The sequence below is a fragment of the Streptomyces montanisoli genome (assembly GCF_017813245.1).
Lineage (GTDB): Bacteria > Actinomycetota > Actinomycetes > Streptomycetales > Streptomycetaceae > Streptomyces > Streptomyces montanisoli.
The window spans coordinates 1-16221 of the sequence record NZ_JAGIQL010000027.1 but is presented as its reverse complement, the minus strand read 5'-3'; the positions used below and the strand labels follow the sequence as shown (position 1 = coordinate 16221).

At 72.8% G+C, this 16221-nt stretch carries 15 protein-coding genes; 11 read left to right on the top strand and 4 right to left on the bottom strand.

Going from position 1 to position 16221, the window contains the following annotated elements; genetic code table 11:
• Positions 1 to 6 precede the first annotated feature (6 nt).
• The 6 genes from JFN87_RS09440 (at position 7) to JFN87_RS09415 (ending at position 7840) form a co-directional block, all read left to right on the top strand.
• Entirely contained in the window at positions 7 to 2130 is a 2124-nt protein-coding gene (locus JFN87_RS09440) for a putative bifunctional diguanylate cyclase/phosphodiesterase (RefSeq protein ID WP_209339487.1), read from the top strand.
• Between the two features lie 673 nt (positions 2131 to 2803).
• Positions 2804 to 3103, top strand: a complete 300-nt coding sequence (gene gatC, locus JFN87_RS09435) for an Asp-tRNA(Asn)/Glu-tRNA(Gln) amidotransferase subunit GatC (protein WP_030900242.1) — start codon at positions 2804 to 2806, stop codon at positions 3101 to 3103.
• Positions 3100 to 4602, top strand: a complete 1503-nt coding sequence (gene gatA / locus JFN87_RS09430) for an Asp-tRNA(Asn)/Glu-tRNA(Gln) amidotransferase subunit GatA (protein ID WP_209339486.1) — start codon at positions 3100 to 3102, stop codon at positions 4600 to 4602. The genes gatC and gatA overlap by 4 nt, the downstream gene beginning before the upstream one ends.
• Positions 4599 to 4841: a hypothetical protein gene (locus tag JFN87_RS09425; protein ID WP_209339485.1), complete on the top strand. Its 243-nt coding sequence runs from the start codon at positions 4599 to 4601 to the stop codon at positions 4839 to 4841. Before gatA ends, JFN87_RS09425 begins: the two co-directional genes overlap by 4 nt.
• 110 nt (positions 4842 to 4951) lie before the next feature.
• Positions 4952 to 6460: an Asp-tRNA(Asn)/Glu-tRNA(Gln) amidotransferase subunit GatB gene (gene gatB / locus JFN87_RS09420; RefSeq protein ID WP_209339484.1), complete on the top strand. Its 1509-nt coding sequence runs from the start codon at positions 4952 to 4954 to the stop codon at positions 6458 to 6460.
• 72 nt (positions 6461 to 6532) lie between these two features.
• Positions 6533 to 7840, top strand: coding sequence for an SLC13 family permease (locus JFN87_RS09415; protein ID WP_245179049.1), 1308 nt, complete (start codon positions 6533 to 6535; stop codon positions 7838 to 7840).
• A 32-nt stretch (positions 7841 to 7872) separates the two neighbouring features.
• On the opposite strand, the gene JFN87_RS09410 is transcribed toward JFN87_RS09415, so the two are convergent.
• Together JFN87_RS09410 and JFN87_RS09405 are read right to left on the bottom strand one after the other, a co-directional pair.
• A complete protein-coding gene (locus JFN87_RS09410; protein WP_209339483.1) occupies positions 7873 to 8097 on the bottom strand; it encodes a DUF397 domain-containing protein in 225 nt (74 codons plus the stop codon).
• A gap of 3 nt (positions 8098 to 8100) precedes the next feature.
• Positions 8101 to 8940, bottom strand: a complete 840-nt coding sequence (locus JFN87_RS09405) for a helix-turn-helix domain-containing protein (protein WP_209339482.1) — start codon at positions 8938 to 8940, stop codon at positions 8101 to 8103.
• A 290-nt stretch (positions 8941 to 9230) separates the two neighbouring features.
• Here JFN87_RS09405 and JFN87_RS09400 point away from each other — a divergent pair, with 290 nt between their 5' ends.
• On the top strand, positions 9231 to 9932 hold the full coding sequence (locus JFN87_RS09400; protein ID WP_209339481.1) for an ATP-binding protein: 702 nt from the start codon (positions 9231 to 9233) through the stop codon (positions 9930 to 9932).
• Between the two features lie 35 nt (positions 9933 to 9967).
• On the opposite strand, the gene JFN87_RS09395 is transcribed toward JFN87_RS09400, so the two are convergent.
• Positions 9968 to 10597, bottom strand: a complete 630-nt coding sequence (locus JFN87_RS09395) for a DUF6879 family protein (protein WP_209339480.1) — start codon at positions 10595 to 10597, stop codon at positions 9968 to 9970.
• Positions 10590 to 10859 (bottom strand): hypothetical protein, encoded by a 270-nt coding sequence (locus JFN87_RS09390; RefSeq protein ID WP_209339479.1) that lies wholly within the window; start codon positions 10857 to 10859, stop codon positions 10590 to 10592. The genes JFN87_RS09395 and JFN87_RS09390 overlap by 8 nt, the downstream gene beginning before the upstream one ends.
• A 411-nt stretch (positions 10860 to 11270) precedes the next feature.
• Here JFN87_RS09390 and JFN87_RS09385 point away from each other — a divergent pair, with 411 nt between their 5' ends.
• From JFN87_RS09385 to JFN87_RS09370, 4 genes are all read left to right on the top strand, one after another.
• On the top strand, positions 11271 to 11666 hold the full coding sequence (locus JFN87_RS09385; RefSeq protein ID WP_245179045.1) for a hypothetical protein: 396 nt from the start codon (positions 11271 to 11273) through the stop codon (positions 11664 to 11666).
• A gap of 84 nt (positions 11667 to 11750) precedes the next feature.
• A complete protein-coding gene (locus tag JFN87_RS09380) occupies positions 11751 to 12374 on the top strand; it encodes a histidine phosphatase family protein (protein ID WP_209339478.1) in 624 nt (207 codons plus the stop codon).
• A 131-nt stretch (positions 12375 to 12505) separates the two neighbouring features.
• Positions 12506 to 12754 (top strand): hypothetical protein, encoded by a 249-nt coding sequence (locus tag JFN87_RS09375; RefSeq protein WP_209339477.1) that lies wholly within the window; start codon positions 12506 to 12508, stop codon positions 12752 to 12754.
• Between the two features lie 44 nt (positions 12755 to 12798).
• Positions 12799 to 15852, top strand: a complete 3054-nt coding sequence (locus JFN87_RS09370; RefSeq protein WP_209339523.1) for a helix-turn-helix transcriptional regulator — start codon at positions 12799 to 12801, stop codon at positions 15850 to 15852.
• Positions 15853 to 16221: the final 369 nt, after the last annotated feature.

Here is a 16221-nt window from a genome sequence, read left to right as displayed (position 1 = left end):
ACGGGAATGAAACCGACGGAGAGCGCCGCCCTTGTTCCACCCGCGCGCGCCCGCGCCGGGCTCGCGGGCTTCGTCGACGTGGTGGCCAGATTCCCTGGCATCGTTGTCGGGCTGGCCGCGGCCGTGCTGCTGACCGGCGTCGTCGTCGGGGCGGGCGAGGGCCACGCGCTGTTCCCCGGCTCCACGGCGGGCTGGGCGCTCGCCGTCCTCACCGGCGCCATCGTCGGGCACCTGGTCGCGCTGGGCAGGGACCGCTGGTTCGGCGGCACGGGCTCGGGCGCCGCCCTCACCCTCGCCGTCCTGCTCCTCTACGGCTGGGTGCCCGCGGGGCTCGTCAGCCTGGCGGTCGTGGTCGTCGTCGGCGTCGCGCGCAGGCACAGCTGGCGGGGCAGCGCCCTGCACGGCGCGTGCGACGTGCTCGGCATCGGCGCCGCGGCCCTCGTACTCGCCGCGTTCGGGGACGTGCCGAGCGTCGCCACGCCATGGCAGCCGCTGGACTGGGACGTCGCCAGCGTGCCCGGCATCGTCCTCGCGGCCGCCGTCTACCTGGCGGTGTCCCGGATGCTGCTGTCCTCCGTGTTCGCGCCGCAGGGCAGCGCCAGGCCGGCGCTCGACCGGGCGTCCCTGGTGCGCCAGGGCCTCGTCGCGGCCGCCCTGCTCGGCATCGCCCCGCTGATCTGCGTGGTCGCGGCGTCGCGGCCGGTGCTGCTGCCGCTGTTCGCCATCCCGCTGATAGCCCTCGACTCGACGCTGTGGATCGCCAGGGCGCGCGCCGAGGAGCAGTTGAGGGACCCGCTGACCGGGCTGCCGAACCGGCAGTGGCTGCTGGAGCGCACGTGGACGGCGCTCGAGCACGCGGGCTCCGTGGACGCGCGCTCGGCGCTCGTCCTCATCGACCTCGACAGGTTCCGCTCCGTCAACGACACGCTCGGCCACCTCGCGGGGGACCGCCTGCTGCTCCAGATAGCCGACCGGCTCCGGGTGGCGCTGCCGCGCGGGGCCGAGGCGGCGCGGCTCGGCGGCGACGAGTTCGCGGTGCTGCTGCCGACATGCGACTCCACGACCAGCGCCCAGCGGGTCGCCCGCCACCTGGTGGCCGAACTCTCCTCGCCGCTCGATCTCGACGGTCTCACGCTCGTGCTGGAGGCCAGCGCGGGTGTCGCCGTCTTCCCCGAGCACGCGCTGGACGCCGAGGGGCTGCTGCGCCGGGCCGACGTGGCGATGTACCAGGCGAAGCGCGACCGCACGGGTGTCGAGGTGTACGAGTCGAAGCGCGACTCGAACACGCCGGACAGGCTCGGCCTGCTCGGCGACCTCAGACGCGCGCTCGACGCGGGCGAGGTCGAACTGCACTACCAGCCCAAGGTCCGCTTCGACGGGCACGTGGCGGGCCTCGAGGCGCTGGTGCGCTGGGTGCACCCGGACCGCGGGCGCGTCCCGCCCGACGAGTTCATCGCCATCGCCGAATCGTCCGGCCTCATGCCGCATCTGACGGAGTACGTGCTGGAGACGGCGCTCGCGCAGGTCGCGCGGTGGCGGGCGCACGGCCTGATGGTGCCGGTCGCGGTGAACGTCTCGCCGCGCGACGTCCACACCCCCGGGTTCGCGGGCGCCGTCGCCGCACGCCTGGCGCGCCACGGCGTGCCGCCGGAGGCGCTCCAGCTGGAGATCACGGAGCACGTGCTCCTCGAAGACCCGCAGCGCGCCGCGGACACCCTCGCGGGCCTCACCGCGCACGGCGTGAAGATGTCCCTCGACGACTTCGGCACGGGCTACTCGTCCCTCGTCCACCTGCGCAGGCTGCCGGTCAGCGAGCTCAAGATCGACCGTTCGTTCGTCGCCAAGTCCGCCGTCGACGCGGAGGACGGCGAGATCGTCCGCTGCACGGTCGACCTGGCGCACTCGCTGGGGCTCGTGGTCATCGCGGAGGGCGTCGAGGACGACGAGACGTGGGAGCGCCTGCGCGACCTCGGCTGCGACGCGGTGCAGGGCTGGCTGGTGGCCGCGGCGATGCCGCCCGAGGAGACGACGGCGTGGCTGCGGGCGCGCGGCGAGCGCGGCTGGCACCGCCCGGCGGCGGCCATCGAACCCCCGGCCCGCCAGGACGAGCCGGGCCACGCGGTGAAGTAACCCCCACCGGGCGACGGCCGGTTCCGGCCGCGCCGCCGACGCCCGCGCGTGGCTCCGCACCACGTGTGCCGTCCCCGTCCGTGCACCGTCCGCTGCGGGCACCGCCCGTGCTGCCCGCCCGGTCACATGCCACTCGTGCCGCCCGCACCGCCGCGTGCGCGCGCACCACGTGCGCCGTCGTCCTCCGGGCGAATCGTCCGCCGGCGCGCATCGCCCGTGCTGCCCGCGCCGCCTCAAGCAGGAGCCCACCGCACCGCCTCGGGCGCGCCCGCAGCGCCCTATGCCGGACGGTGCCGTGCACGACGCTGAAGCCACCCACGCCCCCGTGTCGCCCGCACCACGTGCCGTCGCCCTCCGCGCGCCGTCGGCTGCCTCGCGTCGCCCGTGCCGCGCACCGCCCGCACCGGCCCGGTGCAGCGGCGTACCGTCCGTGTGGACCGCACCGGTCAGGTGCCACCCGTGCGGCCCGCACAGGGCCCGGTGCGGGCCACCGCCCCATGTCGGCGCGTTCCGCCGCCACGTTCGGGGGACCCGCGGCAGGGCGGACGGCGTGGTTCGCGCGGGGTCCGCGCGCCCCTCGGGAGAACGGCTTCGCGGGCACGCATGCGCGCGCCATAGGATTGGGCGGTCTCCACATGTACGCAAGCCCACCACTCACCCTGAGGATCGTTGCATGCCTGGCATCACGCGCGAGGAGGTCGCCCACCTCGCCCGGCTGGCGCGCCTGGAGCTGAAGGACGAAGAGCTCGATCACTTCGCCGGACAGCTCGACGACATCATCGGCGCGGTCGCCCGCGTCTCGGAGGTCGCCGACCAGGACGTACCGCCGACGTCGCACCCGCTGCCGCTGACCAATGTCATGCGGGCGGACGAGGTCCGCCCTTCGCTCACGCCCGAGCAGGCCCTGTCCGGCGCCCCCGCCCAGGAGCAGCAGCGTTTCAAGGTGCCTCAGATCCTCGGGGAGGAGTCATGACCGACACGACCGCCATCACCAGGCTCACCGCCGCCGAGACCGCCGAGAAGATCGCCTCGGGGGCCCTGACGGCCGTCGAGGTCACCGAGGCGCACCTCGCCCGCATCGAGGCCGTCGACGAGAAGGTGCACGCCTTCCTGCACGTCGACCGCGAGGGCGCGCTCGCCCAGGCCCGCGCCGTGGACGCCAAGCGCGCGGCGGGCGAGGAACTCGGCCCGCTCGCGGGCGTGCCCCTCGCGCTGAAGGACATCTTCACCACCGAGGGCGTGCCGACGACCGTCGGCTCCAAGATCCTCGAAGGCTGGCTCCCGCCGTACGACGCCACGGTGACCAAGCGCCTCAAGGCCGCCGGCATCGTGATCCTCGGCAAGACCAACATGGACGAGTTCGCCATGGGCTCGTCCACCGAGAACAGCGCCTACGGGCCGACGGGCAACCCGTGGGACCTCACCCGCATCCCCGGCGGCTCGGGCGGTGGCTCGTCCGCGGCGATCGCGTCCTTCCAGGCGCCGCTCGCCATCGGCACGGACACCGGCGGCTCCATCCGCCAGCCGGCCGCCGTCACCGGCACGGTCGGCGTCAAGCCGACGTACGGCGGCGTCTCCCGCTACGGCATGGTGGCGTTCTCCTCGTCCCTCGACCAGGGCGGCCCCTGCGCCCGCACGGTCCTCGACGCGGCCCTGCTGCACGAGGCCATGGCCGGGCACGACCCGCTCGACTCGACGTCCGTCGACGCCCCGGTGCCGCCGGTGGTCGAGGCGGCGCGCGCCGGCTCCGTGGCCGGGATGCGCGTCGGCGTCGTCAAGCAGTTCCGCGGCGAGGGCTACCAGGCCGGTGTCGTCCAGCGGTTCGACGAGGCCGTCGCGGTGCTGAAGGAGCTGGGCGCCGAGGTCGTCGAGGTGGACTGCCCGTCCTTCGACCTCGCGCTGTCCGCGTACTACCTGATCGCGCCGTCCGAGTGCTCCTCGAACCTCGCGCGCTTCGACGCCATGCGCTACGGCCTGCGCGTCGGCGACGACGGCAGCCACTCGGCGGAGGACGTCACCGCCCTCAGCCGCGAGGCCGGCTTCGGCGACGAGGTGAAGCGGCGCATCATGCTCGGCACGTACGCGCTCTCCTCCGGCTACTACGACGCGTACTACGGCTCGGCGCAGAAGGTGCGCACCCTGATCAAGCGGGACTTCGAGAGCGCCTTCGAACGGGTCGACGTGCTGGTCTCGCCGACCACCCCGACCACCGCCTTCCCGATCGGCGAGCGCGCCGACGACCCGATGGCGATGTACCTGGCGGACCTGTGCACGATCCCCGCCAACCTGGCGGGCAACGCCGCGATGTCGCTCCCGTGCGGCCTCGCCCCCGAGGACGGCCTCCCCGTCGGTCTCCAGATCATCGCGCCCGCGATGAAGGACGAGCGGCTGTACCAGGTCGGTGCCGCTGTCGAGGCGGCCTTCGTGGAAAAGTGGGGTCATCACTTGATCGAGGAGGCACCGTCGCTATGAGCAAGGCGATGAGCAAGGCCAAGGGCTTCAAGAAGTCCAAGCAGGGCACGTACCTGTCGATGGCGACCACCGCGTTCGGCGCGGTCAGCGTGGCCAAGCAGGTCAAGCGGGCCCGTGCGGAGAACGACACGCTGCGCCTGGTGGACGCCGCCGTGACGGCGGTGACCATCGCCACCGGCCTCGCGATCCTGTACCGCGAGCTGAAGCGCCTGGGCGACGACGACGTCCTGTTCGGCTGATCCCCGGTCCGGCCGCACCGGCCGCCCGGCCGGGAACGCACCGTTCCCGGCCGGGCGGCCCGACCCGGTGGGACCGACACCGAAGTAGTACTGAAGAGGAAGAAGTACCTGTGACCGTCATCGACCTGGTGTCGTACGAGGACGCCCTCGCGACCTACGATCCCGTCATGGGCCTTGAGGTCCACGTCGAGCTCGGCACCAAGACCAAGATGTTCTGCGGCTGCTCCACCGAGCTCGGCGCCCCCGCCAACTCGCAGACCTGCCCCACCTGTCTCGGCCTGCCCGGGGCGCTCCCCGTGGTCAACGCGGTCGGTGTGGAGTCGGCGGTCAGGATCGGCCTCGCGCTGAACTGCGAGATCGCCGAGTGGTGCCGCTTCGCCCGGAAGAACTACTTCTACCCGGACATGCCGAAGAACTTCCAGACCTCCCAGTACGACGAGCCGATCGCGTACAACGGCCACCTGGACGTGCAGTTGGCGGACGGCGAGGTCTTCCGCGTGGAGATCGAGCGCGCGCACATGGAGGAGGACACCGGCAAGTCGACGCACATCGGCGGCGCGACAGGCCGGATCCACGGCGCCTCGCACTCCCTGCTCGACTACAACCGGGCCGGCATCCCGCTGATCGAGATCGTCACCAAGCCCATCGAGGGCGCGGGCGAGCGCGCCCCCGAGGTCGCGCGCGCCTACGTGGCCGAGCTGCGCGAGCTCATCAAGGCGCTCGGCGTCTCCGACGCCCGCATGGAGATGGGCCAGATGCGCTGCGACGTCAACCTGTCGCTGCGCCCGAAGGGCCGGGAGAAGTTCGGCACGCGCTCCGAGACGAAGAACGTCAACTCGCTGCGCAGCGTCGAGCGCGCAGCGCGGTTCGAGATCCAGCGGCACGCCGCGGTCCTCTCCTCGGGCGGCACGATCCTCCAGGAGACCCGCCACTTCCACGAGGAGGACGGCTCCACGACCTCGGGCCGCATCAAGGAGGAGGCGGAGGACTACCGCTACTTCCCCGAGCCCGACCTGGTGCCGGTGGCGCCGCCGCGCGAGTGGGTCGAGGAGATCCGCGGCTCGCTGCCCGAACTGCCGCGCCTGCGGCGCAACCGGCTGCGCGAGGAGTGGGACGTCTCCGAGCACGACATGCAGTCCATCCTCAACGCGGGCGCCATCGACCCGATCGTCGCCACGATCGACGCGGGGGCCCCGGCCGACCAGGCACGCAAGTGGTGGATGGGCGAGCTGGCGCGCAACGCGAACGAGACGGGCCGCGCGCTCGACGAGCTGCCGATCACGCCGGCGCAGGTCGCGCGGGTCGCCGAACTCGTCGCGGCGGGCGACCTCAACGACAAGCTGGCCCGGCAGGTCATCGACGGCGTGCTGGCCGGCGAGGGCGACCCGGACACCGTGGTGGACAAGCGCGGCCTGAAGGTCGTCTCGGACGACGGCGCTCTCGGCGCCGCGGTGGACGAGGCCATCGCGGGCAACGCGGGCGTCGTGGAGAAGATCAAGGGCGGCAAGGTCGCCGCCGTGGGCGCGCTGGTCGGCGCGGTCATGAAGGCGACGCGCGGCCAGGCGGACGCGGCGCGCGCCCGCGAGCTGATCCTGGAGAAGCTCGGCGTCGAGGGCTGACACCCACCGCACCACCCGTACACGCGTGAAGGGGGCGGCGCACCGGCAGCGGTGCGCCGCCCCCCTCGCGGTTTGGAGCCCACCCTGAACGGCGTCTTCGCGGAGATCGTCTCCGTCGCACTGCTGCTGGCCGTGCTGGCGTTCGCCGTGCTGCGGCCCAAGGGGCTGCCCGAGGCGGTGGCCGCCGTGCCCGCGGCCGGCGTGGTGATCGCGATCGGCGCCGTGACACCCGGCCAGGCCTGGCAGCAGACCAGGGAACTGCTTCCGGTGGTCGCCTTCCTCGCCGCGGTGCTGGTGCTCGCGGAACTGTGCGCGGTCGACGGCCTGTTCGAGGCGGCGGGCGACATGGTGGCCCGCGCGTGCGGCGGGCGCCCCGGGCGGCTGCTCGCCGGGGTGTTCGCGGTGGCCGCGCTGACGACGGCCGTCCTCAGCCTGGACGCGACGGTCGTGCTGCTCACCCCGGTCGTCTTCGCGACGGCGGCGCGCGTGGGCGCGCGCGCCAGGCCGCACGTGTACGCGTCCGCGCACCTGGCCAACTCCGCGTCCCTGCTGCTGCCGGTCTCCAACCTGACGAACCTCCTCGCGCTGTCCGCGAGCGGGCTGTCCTTCACACGCTTCGCGGCCCTGATGGCGCTGCCCTGGCTGGCGTCCATCGCCGCCGAGTACGTCGTCTTCCGCCGCTGGTTCGCCACCGACCTGGCAGCCGGCGGCCACCCGCCGCGCGCCTCGCGGCGCACACCGCTGCCCGTCTTCGCCACGACGGTGCTCTGCCTGACGCTCGCCGGGTTCGCGGTGACCTCGCTGGTGGGCGTGGAGCCAGTCTGGGCGGCGGCGGGCGGCGCCCTCGTACTGGCGGTGCGCGGACTGTTGCCGCGGCGCCGGGCCGAGAAGCCGGAAGCCGCCGAGGGAAGAGAACCGCTCACCGTGACCGGTCTCGCCCGCGCGGCCTCACCGCTGTTCCTGCTGTTCGTCCTGGCGCTCGGCGTGATCGTCAAGGCCGTCGTGGAGAACGGGCTCGGCACCGGTATCGGCGCAGTCCTGCCGGACGGCTCGTCGCTCGGGGCGCTGCTCGCGGTGGCGGGCGTCGCCGCGGTGCTCGCGAACGTCATCAACAACCTGCCCGCGGTCCTCGCCCTGCTCCCGGTGGTCGCCCCGGCGGGCCCCGGCCCGGTGCTCGCCGCGCTGATCGGCGTCAACCTGGGCCCCAACCTGACGTACGTGGGCTCGCTCGCGACGCTGCTGTGGCGCCGGATCCTGCACGAACACGACACGGAGCCCGCGCTCGGCCACTTCACACGCCTCGGCCTCATCACCGTCCCGGCCACGCTGCTGGTGGCCACGCTGGCACTGTGGGCCTCCCTCGCACTCCTCGGAACGTGAGCGCGCCGCCCCCATTTTCCGGCAAGTCGTGGTCAGAGGTTGTCGAAATCCCCGGCCGCCATGCCGGACTTGAAGGCCCGCCACTCACCGGCGGTGAAACACAGGTGGGGAGCGGTCGGGTTCTTCGAGTCGCGAACGGCGACGCCCCCTTGGGGGAGCGGCGCGAGCTCGAAGCACTCGCCGTTGTTGGCGGTGAAGCTGCTCTTCTGCCAGGTCAGGGTGGCAGGGTCAATCGCGTAAAGGTCTATCTTCTCCATGAGTCAGACACCCTTGTTTCTCGTGCGAGCGATGACATCGCGGCTCTCGCTCGGTGAGAGGGCCGCGTCGGCGAGGCTGCGGAACAGCCTGTGCAATCGTCGCAGATCCCTCGGGTCGTCCATGGTCAGGCTACCGGCGACCGACTCGCCGAAGGCAACGTCTGGCACGTCGTCGTCCGCGAATTGCAGAATTCTGAACGCGGCGATCTGAGCGGCCTGCTCCCCCTTCTCGTACGGGACGACGCGGAGATCGACCGAGTCGTGTGTCGAGATCTCCAGTAGGTGGTCCAGCTGCTGCAAGTGGGTCTGCCTGCCTCCCACCTGGAAGTCCAGGGCTGCCTGAGTGACAACGTAGCGGCACGTCAGCGGGGACTCCGTGTCCAGCAGACGGTGTCGCTGCCGGAGGCCGCGAACCTCGACCAGCGCTTCGATCTGGTCGGGCCCCAGGGAAGTGAAGCCCACGCCGGTCACCGCCTGTGCGTAGGCCTCCGTCTGCAACAGCCCTGGCAAGATGCCTACTTGATACTCGTTGACGGTTGAGGCGGCGGCTTCGAAGCCGAGGAAGCGCTCGTACTGAGCGCTGATGACCTCACTGTATGGGGCCCACCAGGGCAGCTGACGATCGCGCGCGGCAGCGAACAGTTCGGCAAGCTCGTCGCGCTGGGCAGCCGAGACCCCGTAGAGGTCCATCAGCTTGGCGAAGTGCTGCTGAGAGCAGACGCGCTTCCCGTTCTCGATGCGGCTGATCAAAGACACGTCACAGCCGAGGGACGAGGCGACGTCCGCGAGCGTGAGCCGATCCGCCTCGGCGCGCAGGCGCCGGAGCGTACGGCCGAACGTCACGCGGGACATCATGAGTGTGTTCGCACTACCGGACATGTGTACCTCTCGCCTCGTGAACGAGGCAGGCTCGAACGCTCCATCTCGATCACATCCAATCCGTAATCGACACAAGCAAGCAGCCTCGATCCACGGTGATGTCAATTGACAGGAGCGTGACTTGACGTTGTGTCGCATCGGGTTCATCTTAGCTTCTGTAACGCACCGCGATCGAACCACCGCCGAAAGTGGTCGCCGTCAGGTCACGGCTTCCAGGCGGCTCGAGAGCTGCCCGCAAACCGATGGGAGCTGTGATGGACGAACCCCGCGTCGCGAACTTCAAGCTGGCCCGCGACCCGAGCAGCGTCCCCCGCGCGCGGACGCTGCTGCGCGCCAGGCTCGGCGAGTGGCGGGCGAACCAGGACACGGTGGCGGACGCCGAGTTGGTGCTGTCGGAGCTGGTGACCAACGCCGTCCGCGTGCGGGCACCGGGCGACCGGATGGTCGGCGTGCGCATCGAGTGCCGGGAGCGAGGCGGCCTGCTGAGGCTGGAGGTGAGCGACGCCGGCAAGGGCAGCCCGGAGGTGCGCAGTCCTGGCGAAGGGGAGACCTGCGGGCGCGGACTGCTGCTGGTTTCCTCGCTGGCCTACCGGTGGGGCGTGAAGGACCGGCTTCTGGGCGTCGGGAAGACGATCTGGGCCGAGTTGGTGGCGCCGGGGTTCGTCCCCGGGCCGTCGGAGACCGAGATCGCGGCCGTGAACGTACGGGCCGGTCAGTGCGTGCGAGTCTGGGGCGGCTGGCAAGCCGTCCGCAGCGTGCGCAGCGAGCGGTCCGCCTCCGGCGGGCTCGCGGTCGTCATCGGCCTGGAGGACGGACCCGCCCTGCGGCTGCACGCCGCGGAACCGGTGCTGGTGCGCGACGCAGGGCAGGCCCCAGGAACGGGAACGGCCGTCGTCACCGCGCCGGGCCGGAGTGCCACACCGATGCCGGATCAGGTGCCTGAGGTTCCCCGGTAGTCGGCTAGTTCTCCGGCGCCGTGGGAGTGGAGGCCCTATCCCGTCGTCAGCCGGGGTGCGGGCAAGGAAGCCACGCGGCGGTCGACATAGGAGGCGATGTCCTCGCCGTCCTCGTACAGCCCTGCGACGAAGCGCTCCCAGCGGGCGACCAGGCCCGGCTCGGTGTGGCGCACCGCCCCGTCGAGGAGGCCCGCCTGCGTGTACCGGACCTCGTAGAGCACCCGGCCGCCCAGCGTGACGACCTCCGGCAGTGGGCGGGCGGCTTCCAGGGGCCGCACCTTCTCCGCGCTGACGACCCGGACCGGCGAGCCGCTCTCGCCCTGGACCCGCAGGGCGTGCAGCTCCCACTGGAGGTACGGGGTCAGTGGTTCCTCCACGACACGCACCCGGTGGAAAACGCTGCCCCGCGCCCTGTCCTCCCGCGCGATACGCTCCCAGCGGTCCCGCTTCTCCCCGTGCAACCGCAGCGCCTCCTGCCAGTCACCGCGCAGGAACGCGTCCCAACTGGGCGAGTGGCCCTCCTCGAACTGCTGCCGACGCTCCAGCTTCCAGCTGTTCCGGCCGGTCACCTCACCGTCACGCAGCCGGAAGTCGCGCCGGTAGGCCTCGGTCGTCAGCCGCTCGCCCGGTACGTCTGCCAGGTCCAGGTCACCGGGATCAGGCATCGGCGATGTCCCGCTTCGCTGCCCGCAGCGTGCGCCCCGGGATGACGACCAGACGTTCGTCCTCGGCGATCGTGGCATCGGTGGGTAGGCGCGCGGCGTAGACGTCCGTCAGATCATGGCCGATCACGGCGATGTCGCCGTTGTCCAGCTCCCAGATGTCCGGGCAACCGTCCCTGTCCTCCGTGACCTCCAGCGCCTGCGGCGACTTCCCCAGTCGGCGCCGGAACGAAGCGGCCGGATCGGCCTCCCACACACGAGCCATGCGCCCACCTCTCCAGGCGTTCACGGACAGACACCCGCAGCCATCCCCGGGGGGAGTGTACGGAGCGTGTCCGTCTGCTCTCAATGACGCTTCCGGCCATCCGCGCGAGGCGATGGTCGTGTTCATCGCTCGGCGCCCCGCGTCGGCTTCTGGCGGAACTTGCGCTGTCGACGGCTTGGTCGACACCGCGGGAGACATGGTGGCCCCGCGCGCGGCGGGCGGCCCGGGCGGCTGCTCGTGTGGCTCGAGCCTGAGCGCGGAGCAGCCTATGGCTCGGGGCCGGACCTGGTGCCCCCCCCCACTCCAGTAGTACGAGGAACCGCCGCCTGCACCGCCATCGCCTGCACCTTCCTCTGGCACCACGGGCTGACGGCCTGACAGGCGGCGCTCGCAGATGGGACGATCCACAGCATGACCGAATGGATGCACCGCGCTCCGCGCTGGGTCGTCATTTCGGTCTGCGCCATCGCAGGCGTCCTGATCTTCGTCGGCGCTCTCACGCACATCACCGACCTCCTCAGTCACGGTCTGCACCCCTACGACTGGGGCCCGGGCTGGCTCAACCTCTACTGGTCGTCACTGGCCCTGTTCGACACGCTCGCCGCTGCGCTCCTGATCAGAGGCAAACGCCGAGGGGCTGACCTCGCCTGCGCCATCATGGCGACCGACCTAGCCGCCAACTGGTACGCGATTTACGGCATCCAGCACAGCAGTTTGGCCGCACAGCCCGGCCTGCAACGACTGGCCGTCTTCGCCGCACTCGTCGTGGTAGCGGCGCCATTCATCCGACGTCACCTCACCAATTGAGACGACGTGTTAGCGGAAACCGGGCCGCGGAGGTCGGCGTCCTTCCATGAGCCCGCAAGATCGACTGCACTGAGGGACGCATCCATGACCGGTACTGCCGCTCGCTACCTCTACCTCGTCCGCCACGCCGAGGCATCGCCGGACGAGAGTGCGTTGTCGGACAGAGGGCGCCGCCAGGCCGTCCTGCTGGGGAAGCGGCTCCGTGGGGTCCCGCTGACGCCGATCCACCACGGGCCCCTCGCCCGTGCCGAACAGACAGCGCGGCTGGTCGGTGAGCAACTCGACGGAGTTCCTTGCCATCGTTCTGAAGCGGCCGGCGACTACCTCCCCTACATGCCGACACGCGAGGAACTGCCGCCGGAGGCAGCTGACGCCTGGACCGAGTTCCTGCACCAGTTCACGGCCGAGGAACGCGAGCAGGGGCCCGGGCTCGCGGCTGCGGCGCTCGCAGAGTTCACCGGGACCGTCGAAGGACACATACCGCGGCACGAGCTTGTCATCACCCACAACTTCCTCGTCGGCTGGCTCGTCCGAGCCGCCCTCGATGCCCCGAGGTGGCGATGGCTGGGCATCAACCATGCCAACGCGGCCCTGACCGTGATCCGCTACTCACCTGACCGCCCCCCGTCGGTCCTCCTCTTCAACGACGCATGCCACCTCCCCGCCGAACTCCGCTGGACCGGCTTTCCGCAGGAGCTCCGTGTCTGAGGCCCGTAGGTGAGACCGATGTACGGCGTCCCGCCGCCTAAGGCGCCCGGCAGGGGGCCTTAGGGGCCGTACGTGCGGCCGCGCCCGGCGCCTAAGGCAGCCGGGCGCCGCCAATATGCGGAAGTCGCCCGATGCGGCAGGGGCACCTCGGCGGCGAGGGTGGAGGCGTCAACAGGACGCTCGCCACCAGCACCGAGGAGAACCCGATGATCGCGTACGACGTGCAGAAGGCCCACCACGCCGACCTGCTCCGCGAGGCCGCCGCCCGGCGCCTGGCCCGGCGGGTCAAGGACGCCCGCAAGGCGGCGGCCGGCGAGCGGGGGCATGGCAGCGGGCGGCGGGTGAGGCCGTTGCAGCAGCTGTTCGACCACGCGGCGTGAGAGGTGAGGCCGGCGTGCGGACCCCGGAGGCGGACGCCTGTGCGATGCTCGGGCCTGTGGAGAGCAGATCCGTCAGCCCGGTGTTCGTCGGCAGGGCACGAGAGATGGCCGCCCTACGGCAGGCCCTGGCCGACGCGGCCGCCGGAGAGCCGCAGGCCGTGCTCGTCGGCGGAGAGGCCGGGGTCGGCAAGACCCGCCTCGTGGAGGAACTCGCCGACGCGGCCTGCGAGCGTGACGCGATCGTCGTCACCGGCGGATGCGTCGAGATCGGCGCGGAGGGGCTGCCCTTCGCGCCCTTCTCCACCGCGCTGCGCTCCCTGCGCCGCCGCCTGCCCGACGAACTCGCCGCCGCGGCCGACGGGCAGGAGAACGAGCTTTCCCGGATCCTGCCCGAACTGGGCACGCCGCTTCCCGACGCGCTCGAACAGGACGGCACCGCCCGGCTGTTCGAGCTGACGGCTCGGCTGCTCGAGCGCGTCGCGGCCGACCGCACGGTCGTCCTCGTCATCGAGGACCTGCACTGGGCCGACGCCTCGACCCGCCACCTGCTCGCGTACCTCTTCCGCGCGCTGCGCCGCGGCCGCCTCCTCGTCATCGCCACCTACCGGTCCGACGACATCCACCGCCGCCACCCCCTGCGGCCGCTCCTCGCCGAACTCGACAGGCTGCGCTCCCTGCGCCACGTCGACCTGGAGCGCTTCACCCGCGCCGAGGTGCGCCGCCAGCTCACCGGCATCCGGGCCGCGGAACCGGACGCCGCGCTCGTCGACCGGATCTTCCGGCGCTCCGACGGCAACGCGTTCTTCGTCGAGGAACTGTCCTGCTCCTACGACGAGGGCTGCGCGAGCGGCATGACCGACTCGCTGCGCGACCTGCTCCTCGTGCGCGTCGAACGGCTGCCCGAGGACACCCAGCGCGTGGTGAGGGTCGCCGCGGAGGGCGGCACCACCGTCGAGTACCCGCTGCTGCTCGCCGTCGCCGGACTGGCCGAGGACGACCTCATAGCGGCGCTGCGCCTCGCCGTCGGCGCGAACGTCCTGCTGCCCACCGCGGACGGCGACGGCTACCGCTTCCGCCACTCGCTGGTGCGCGAGGCCGTCAGCGACGACCTGCTGCCCGGCGAGCGCTCCCGCCTCAACCGCCGCTACGCGCAAGCCCTTGAGGCCGATCCGTCGCTCGTGCGGGCGGACGAGCGCACGACGCGCCTGGCCAGCCACTGGTACAGCGCGCACGACCGCGCCAAGGCGCTGCCCGCCGTGCTCCTCGCCGCCGTCGAGGCGCGCCGCCGCTCCGCGCACGCCGAACGGCTGCGGCTGCTGGAACGGGCGCTCGAACTGTGGGACGAGACGCCCGACGAGGTACGGGCCGGGCTGCGGCCCATCGACCGCGTCGACGTGTACCCGGCGTGCGGCACCGCCGCCGACGGCTCCCACGCGGACGGGCACCCGGACGGGCATCCGGACACGCCCGCCGGCCCCCTGCGCCACATCGACCTCCTCGCGGAGATCGTCGTCGCCGCCAGGCTCAGCGGCGACAGGGAACGTGCCCTCGCCGTCGCCAAGAAGGCCCTGCGCGTGCTGGAGGACGAGGGCGACGCGCTGCGCTCCGCGTGGTTCTGGCTCCAGCGCTCGAACCTCGTGCAGGACCTCGACCGCGGCGACGGCCGACACGAACTCGGCGTCGCCCAGGAGCTGACGCGCGGCCTGCCGCCTTCCGCCGTGCACGCCGAGGTGCACAGCAGGTCCGCGACCTGGGGCGCGCTGCACAGGCCCGGGCCCGAGGCGCTCGCCGCAGCCGACCGCGCCGTGGAGTACGCACGCCTCGTCGGCGCCGGGTACACCGAACTCCAGGCCCGGCTCACCCGCGGCTGGCTCGTCGCGGACGCCGGTGGCGTCGAGGAGGGCCTCGCCGAGATGTACGAGGTGCGCGAGCGCGCGGAGGCGCTCGGCGCCACCGAGCTGACCGGCCGCGTCGCCACCAACCTGCCCTCCACGCTGGAGAGCGTCGGCCGTTCGCAGGAGGCGGTGGCCGCCGCGGAGGCGGGGATCGAGGCGACCCGCTCGCTCGGCCTCGCCCACCAGGAGGCATGGACGCGCGCCAACATGGCGCGGTCCCTGTTCTCCCTCGGCCGCTGGGACGAGATGGCGGCCTTGCTCGACGCCGTCGGCGAGGACGGGGACACCGCCAAGGTGCGCGGCACGTTCGCGACGCACCGCGCGGAACTCGCCCTCGCCCGCGGCGACCTCGACGAGGCGCGGCGCCAGGTCGACCGGGCGCGGGCCGGGTTCGGCACCCACGACCCGCAGCCGCAGCACTTCATCCAGCCCGCCCGCCTCGCCATGACCGTCGCCGGGCGGCGCGGCGACATCGCCGCCGCGCGTGCGGAGTTCGAACGGGTCGCGGCCGGCGGATTCGGCCTCGGAATGCAGCGCTACGCACTGCCCCTGCTCGTCGCTGCCGCCGCGATCGAGGCCGACCACCGCGGCAGGCCCGAGGCGGAGGACGGACGCGCGGCCGTCCTCGAAGCGATCGGCGCGCACGCGAAGCGGATGCCGACGGCGGTCCCCGTGTGGGAGGCGTACGCCCTGATGCTGGAGGCGGAGCGCGCGCGTGCCTGCGGCGACCCCGCGCCCCGCCTGTGGGCTCGCACCACCCACGCGTTCACCGAGCTGAGCAGGCCCTACGAGCTGGCCCGCGCCCGGATGCGGTGGGCGGGCGCGCTGCTCGAGTCGCACGCGGACCGCGAGGAGGTCGCGGCGCTGCTCGGCGAGGCGCACACGACGGCGACGGCGCTCGGCGCGCGGCCCCTCGCCGAGGACGTGGCGCTCCTCGCGTCCCGGGCCCGCATCACCCTGGGCGCGCCGGGCGCCGCGGCGCACGCGCCGGACTCGCCGGGGCTCTCACTCGGCCTGACGCCACGGGAACACGACGTGCTGCGGCTGGTCGCCGACGGGCTGAGCAACCGTAGGATCGCGGAGGAGCTGTACATCTCGCCGAAGACGGCGAGCGTGCACGTCTCCAACATCCTGGCGAAGCTCGGCGTCGCCGGCCGCACGGAGGCGGCGGCGACGGCCCACCGCCTGGGCCTGTTCACCTGACCGCCCGCCGGGCCGGGACGTGCGCCAGGGCGCGCGAGCGGCACGCCCGCACCGCGTGGGCCGGCCCCGGCCCGTGGGCGACGGACAGGCACCGATCGGGGTGCCCGCACGCACCGCGGCGCCCGCGTGCGGCGCGGGACGGGGGCGCCCCACCGGCGGCGCGCCCGCGAAGACCCGCGGCAGGCGCGGTGCGTAGAAGTGTGCCGGGGCCCGCTTGTTCGGCGTGTGTTCCTCCGCGCGAGGACGAGGCCCAATGGCCGCGGGGCGGGCGGGCCCGGGGCCCGGCGGCCCGCGTGCCAGGGGCGCCGCCCTCCCCCTCGGGGGGGGGGGGGGGGGGGGGGGGGGGGGGGGGGGGCGGGGGGGGGGGGG

What these genes read in the sequence shown, in the direction of transcription:
- gatA (WP_209339486.1), top strand. Translation starts at nt 3,100, where the DNA reads ATGACCGACACGACCGCCATCACCAGGCTCACCGCCGCCGAGACCGCC.
- JFN87_RS09440 (WP_209339487.1), top strand. Translation starts at nt 7, where the DNA reads ATGAAACCGACGGAGAGCGCCGCCCTTGTTCCACCCGCGCGCGCCCGC.
- JFN87_RS09395 (WP_209339480.1), bottom strand. Translation starts at nt 10,597, where the DNA reads ATGCCTGATCCCGGTGACCTGGACCTGGCAGACGTACCGGGCGAGCGG.
- JFN87_RS09410 (WP_209339483.1), bottom strand. Translation starts at nt 8,097, where the DNA reads ATGGAGAAGATAGACCTTTACGCGATTGACCCTGCCACCCTGACCTGG.
- JFN87_RS09390 (WP_209339479.1), bottom strand. Translation starts at nt 10,859, where the DNA reads ATGGCTCGTGTGTGGGAGGCCGATCCGGCCGCTTCGTTCCGGCGCCGA.
- JFN87_RS09380 (WP_209339478.1), top strand. Translation starts at nt 11,751, where the DNA reads ATGACCGGTACTGCCGCTCGCTACCTCTACCTCGTCCGCCACGCCGAG.
- gatC (WP_030900242.1), top strand. Translation starts at nt 2,804, where the DNA reads ATGCCTGGCATCACGCGCGAGGAGGTCGCCCACCTCGCCCGGCTGGCG.
- JFN87_RS09425 (WP_209339485.1), top strand. Translation starts at nt 4,599, where the DNA reads ATGAGCAAGGCGATGAGCAAGGCCAAGGGCTTCAAGAAGTCCAAGCAG.
- JFN87_RS09370 (WP_209339523.1), top strand. Translation starts at nt 12,799, where the DNA reads ATGCTCGGGCCTGTGGAGAGCAGATCCGTCAGCCCGGTGTTCGTCGGC.
- JFN87_RS09385 (WP_245179045.1), top strand. Translation starts at nt 11,271, where the DNA reads ATGACCGAATGGATGCACCGCGCTCCGCGCTGGGTCGTCATTTCGGTC.
- JFN87_RS09400 (WP_209339481.1), top strand. Translation starts at nt 9,231, where the DNA reads ATGGACGAACCCCGCGTCGCGAACTTCAAGCTGGCCCGCGACCCGAGC.
- JFN87_RS09375 (WP_209339477.1), top strand. Translation starts at nt 12,506, where the DNA reads ATGCGGCAGGGGCACCTCGGCGGCGAGGGTGGAGGCGTCAACAGGACG.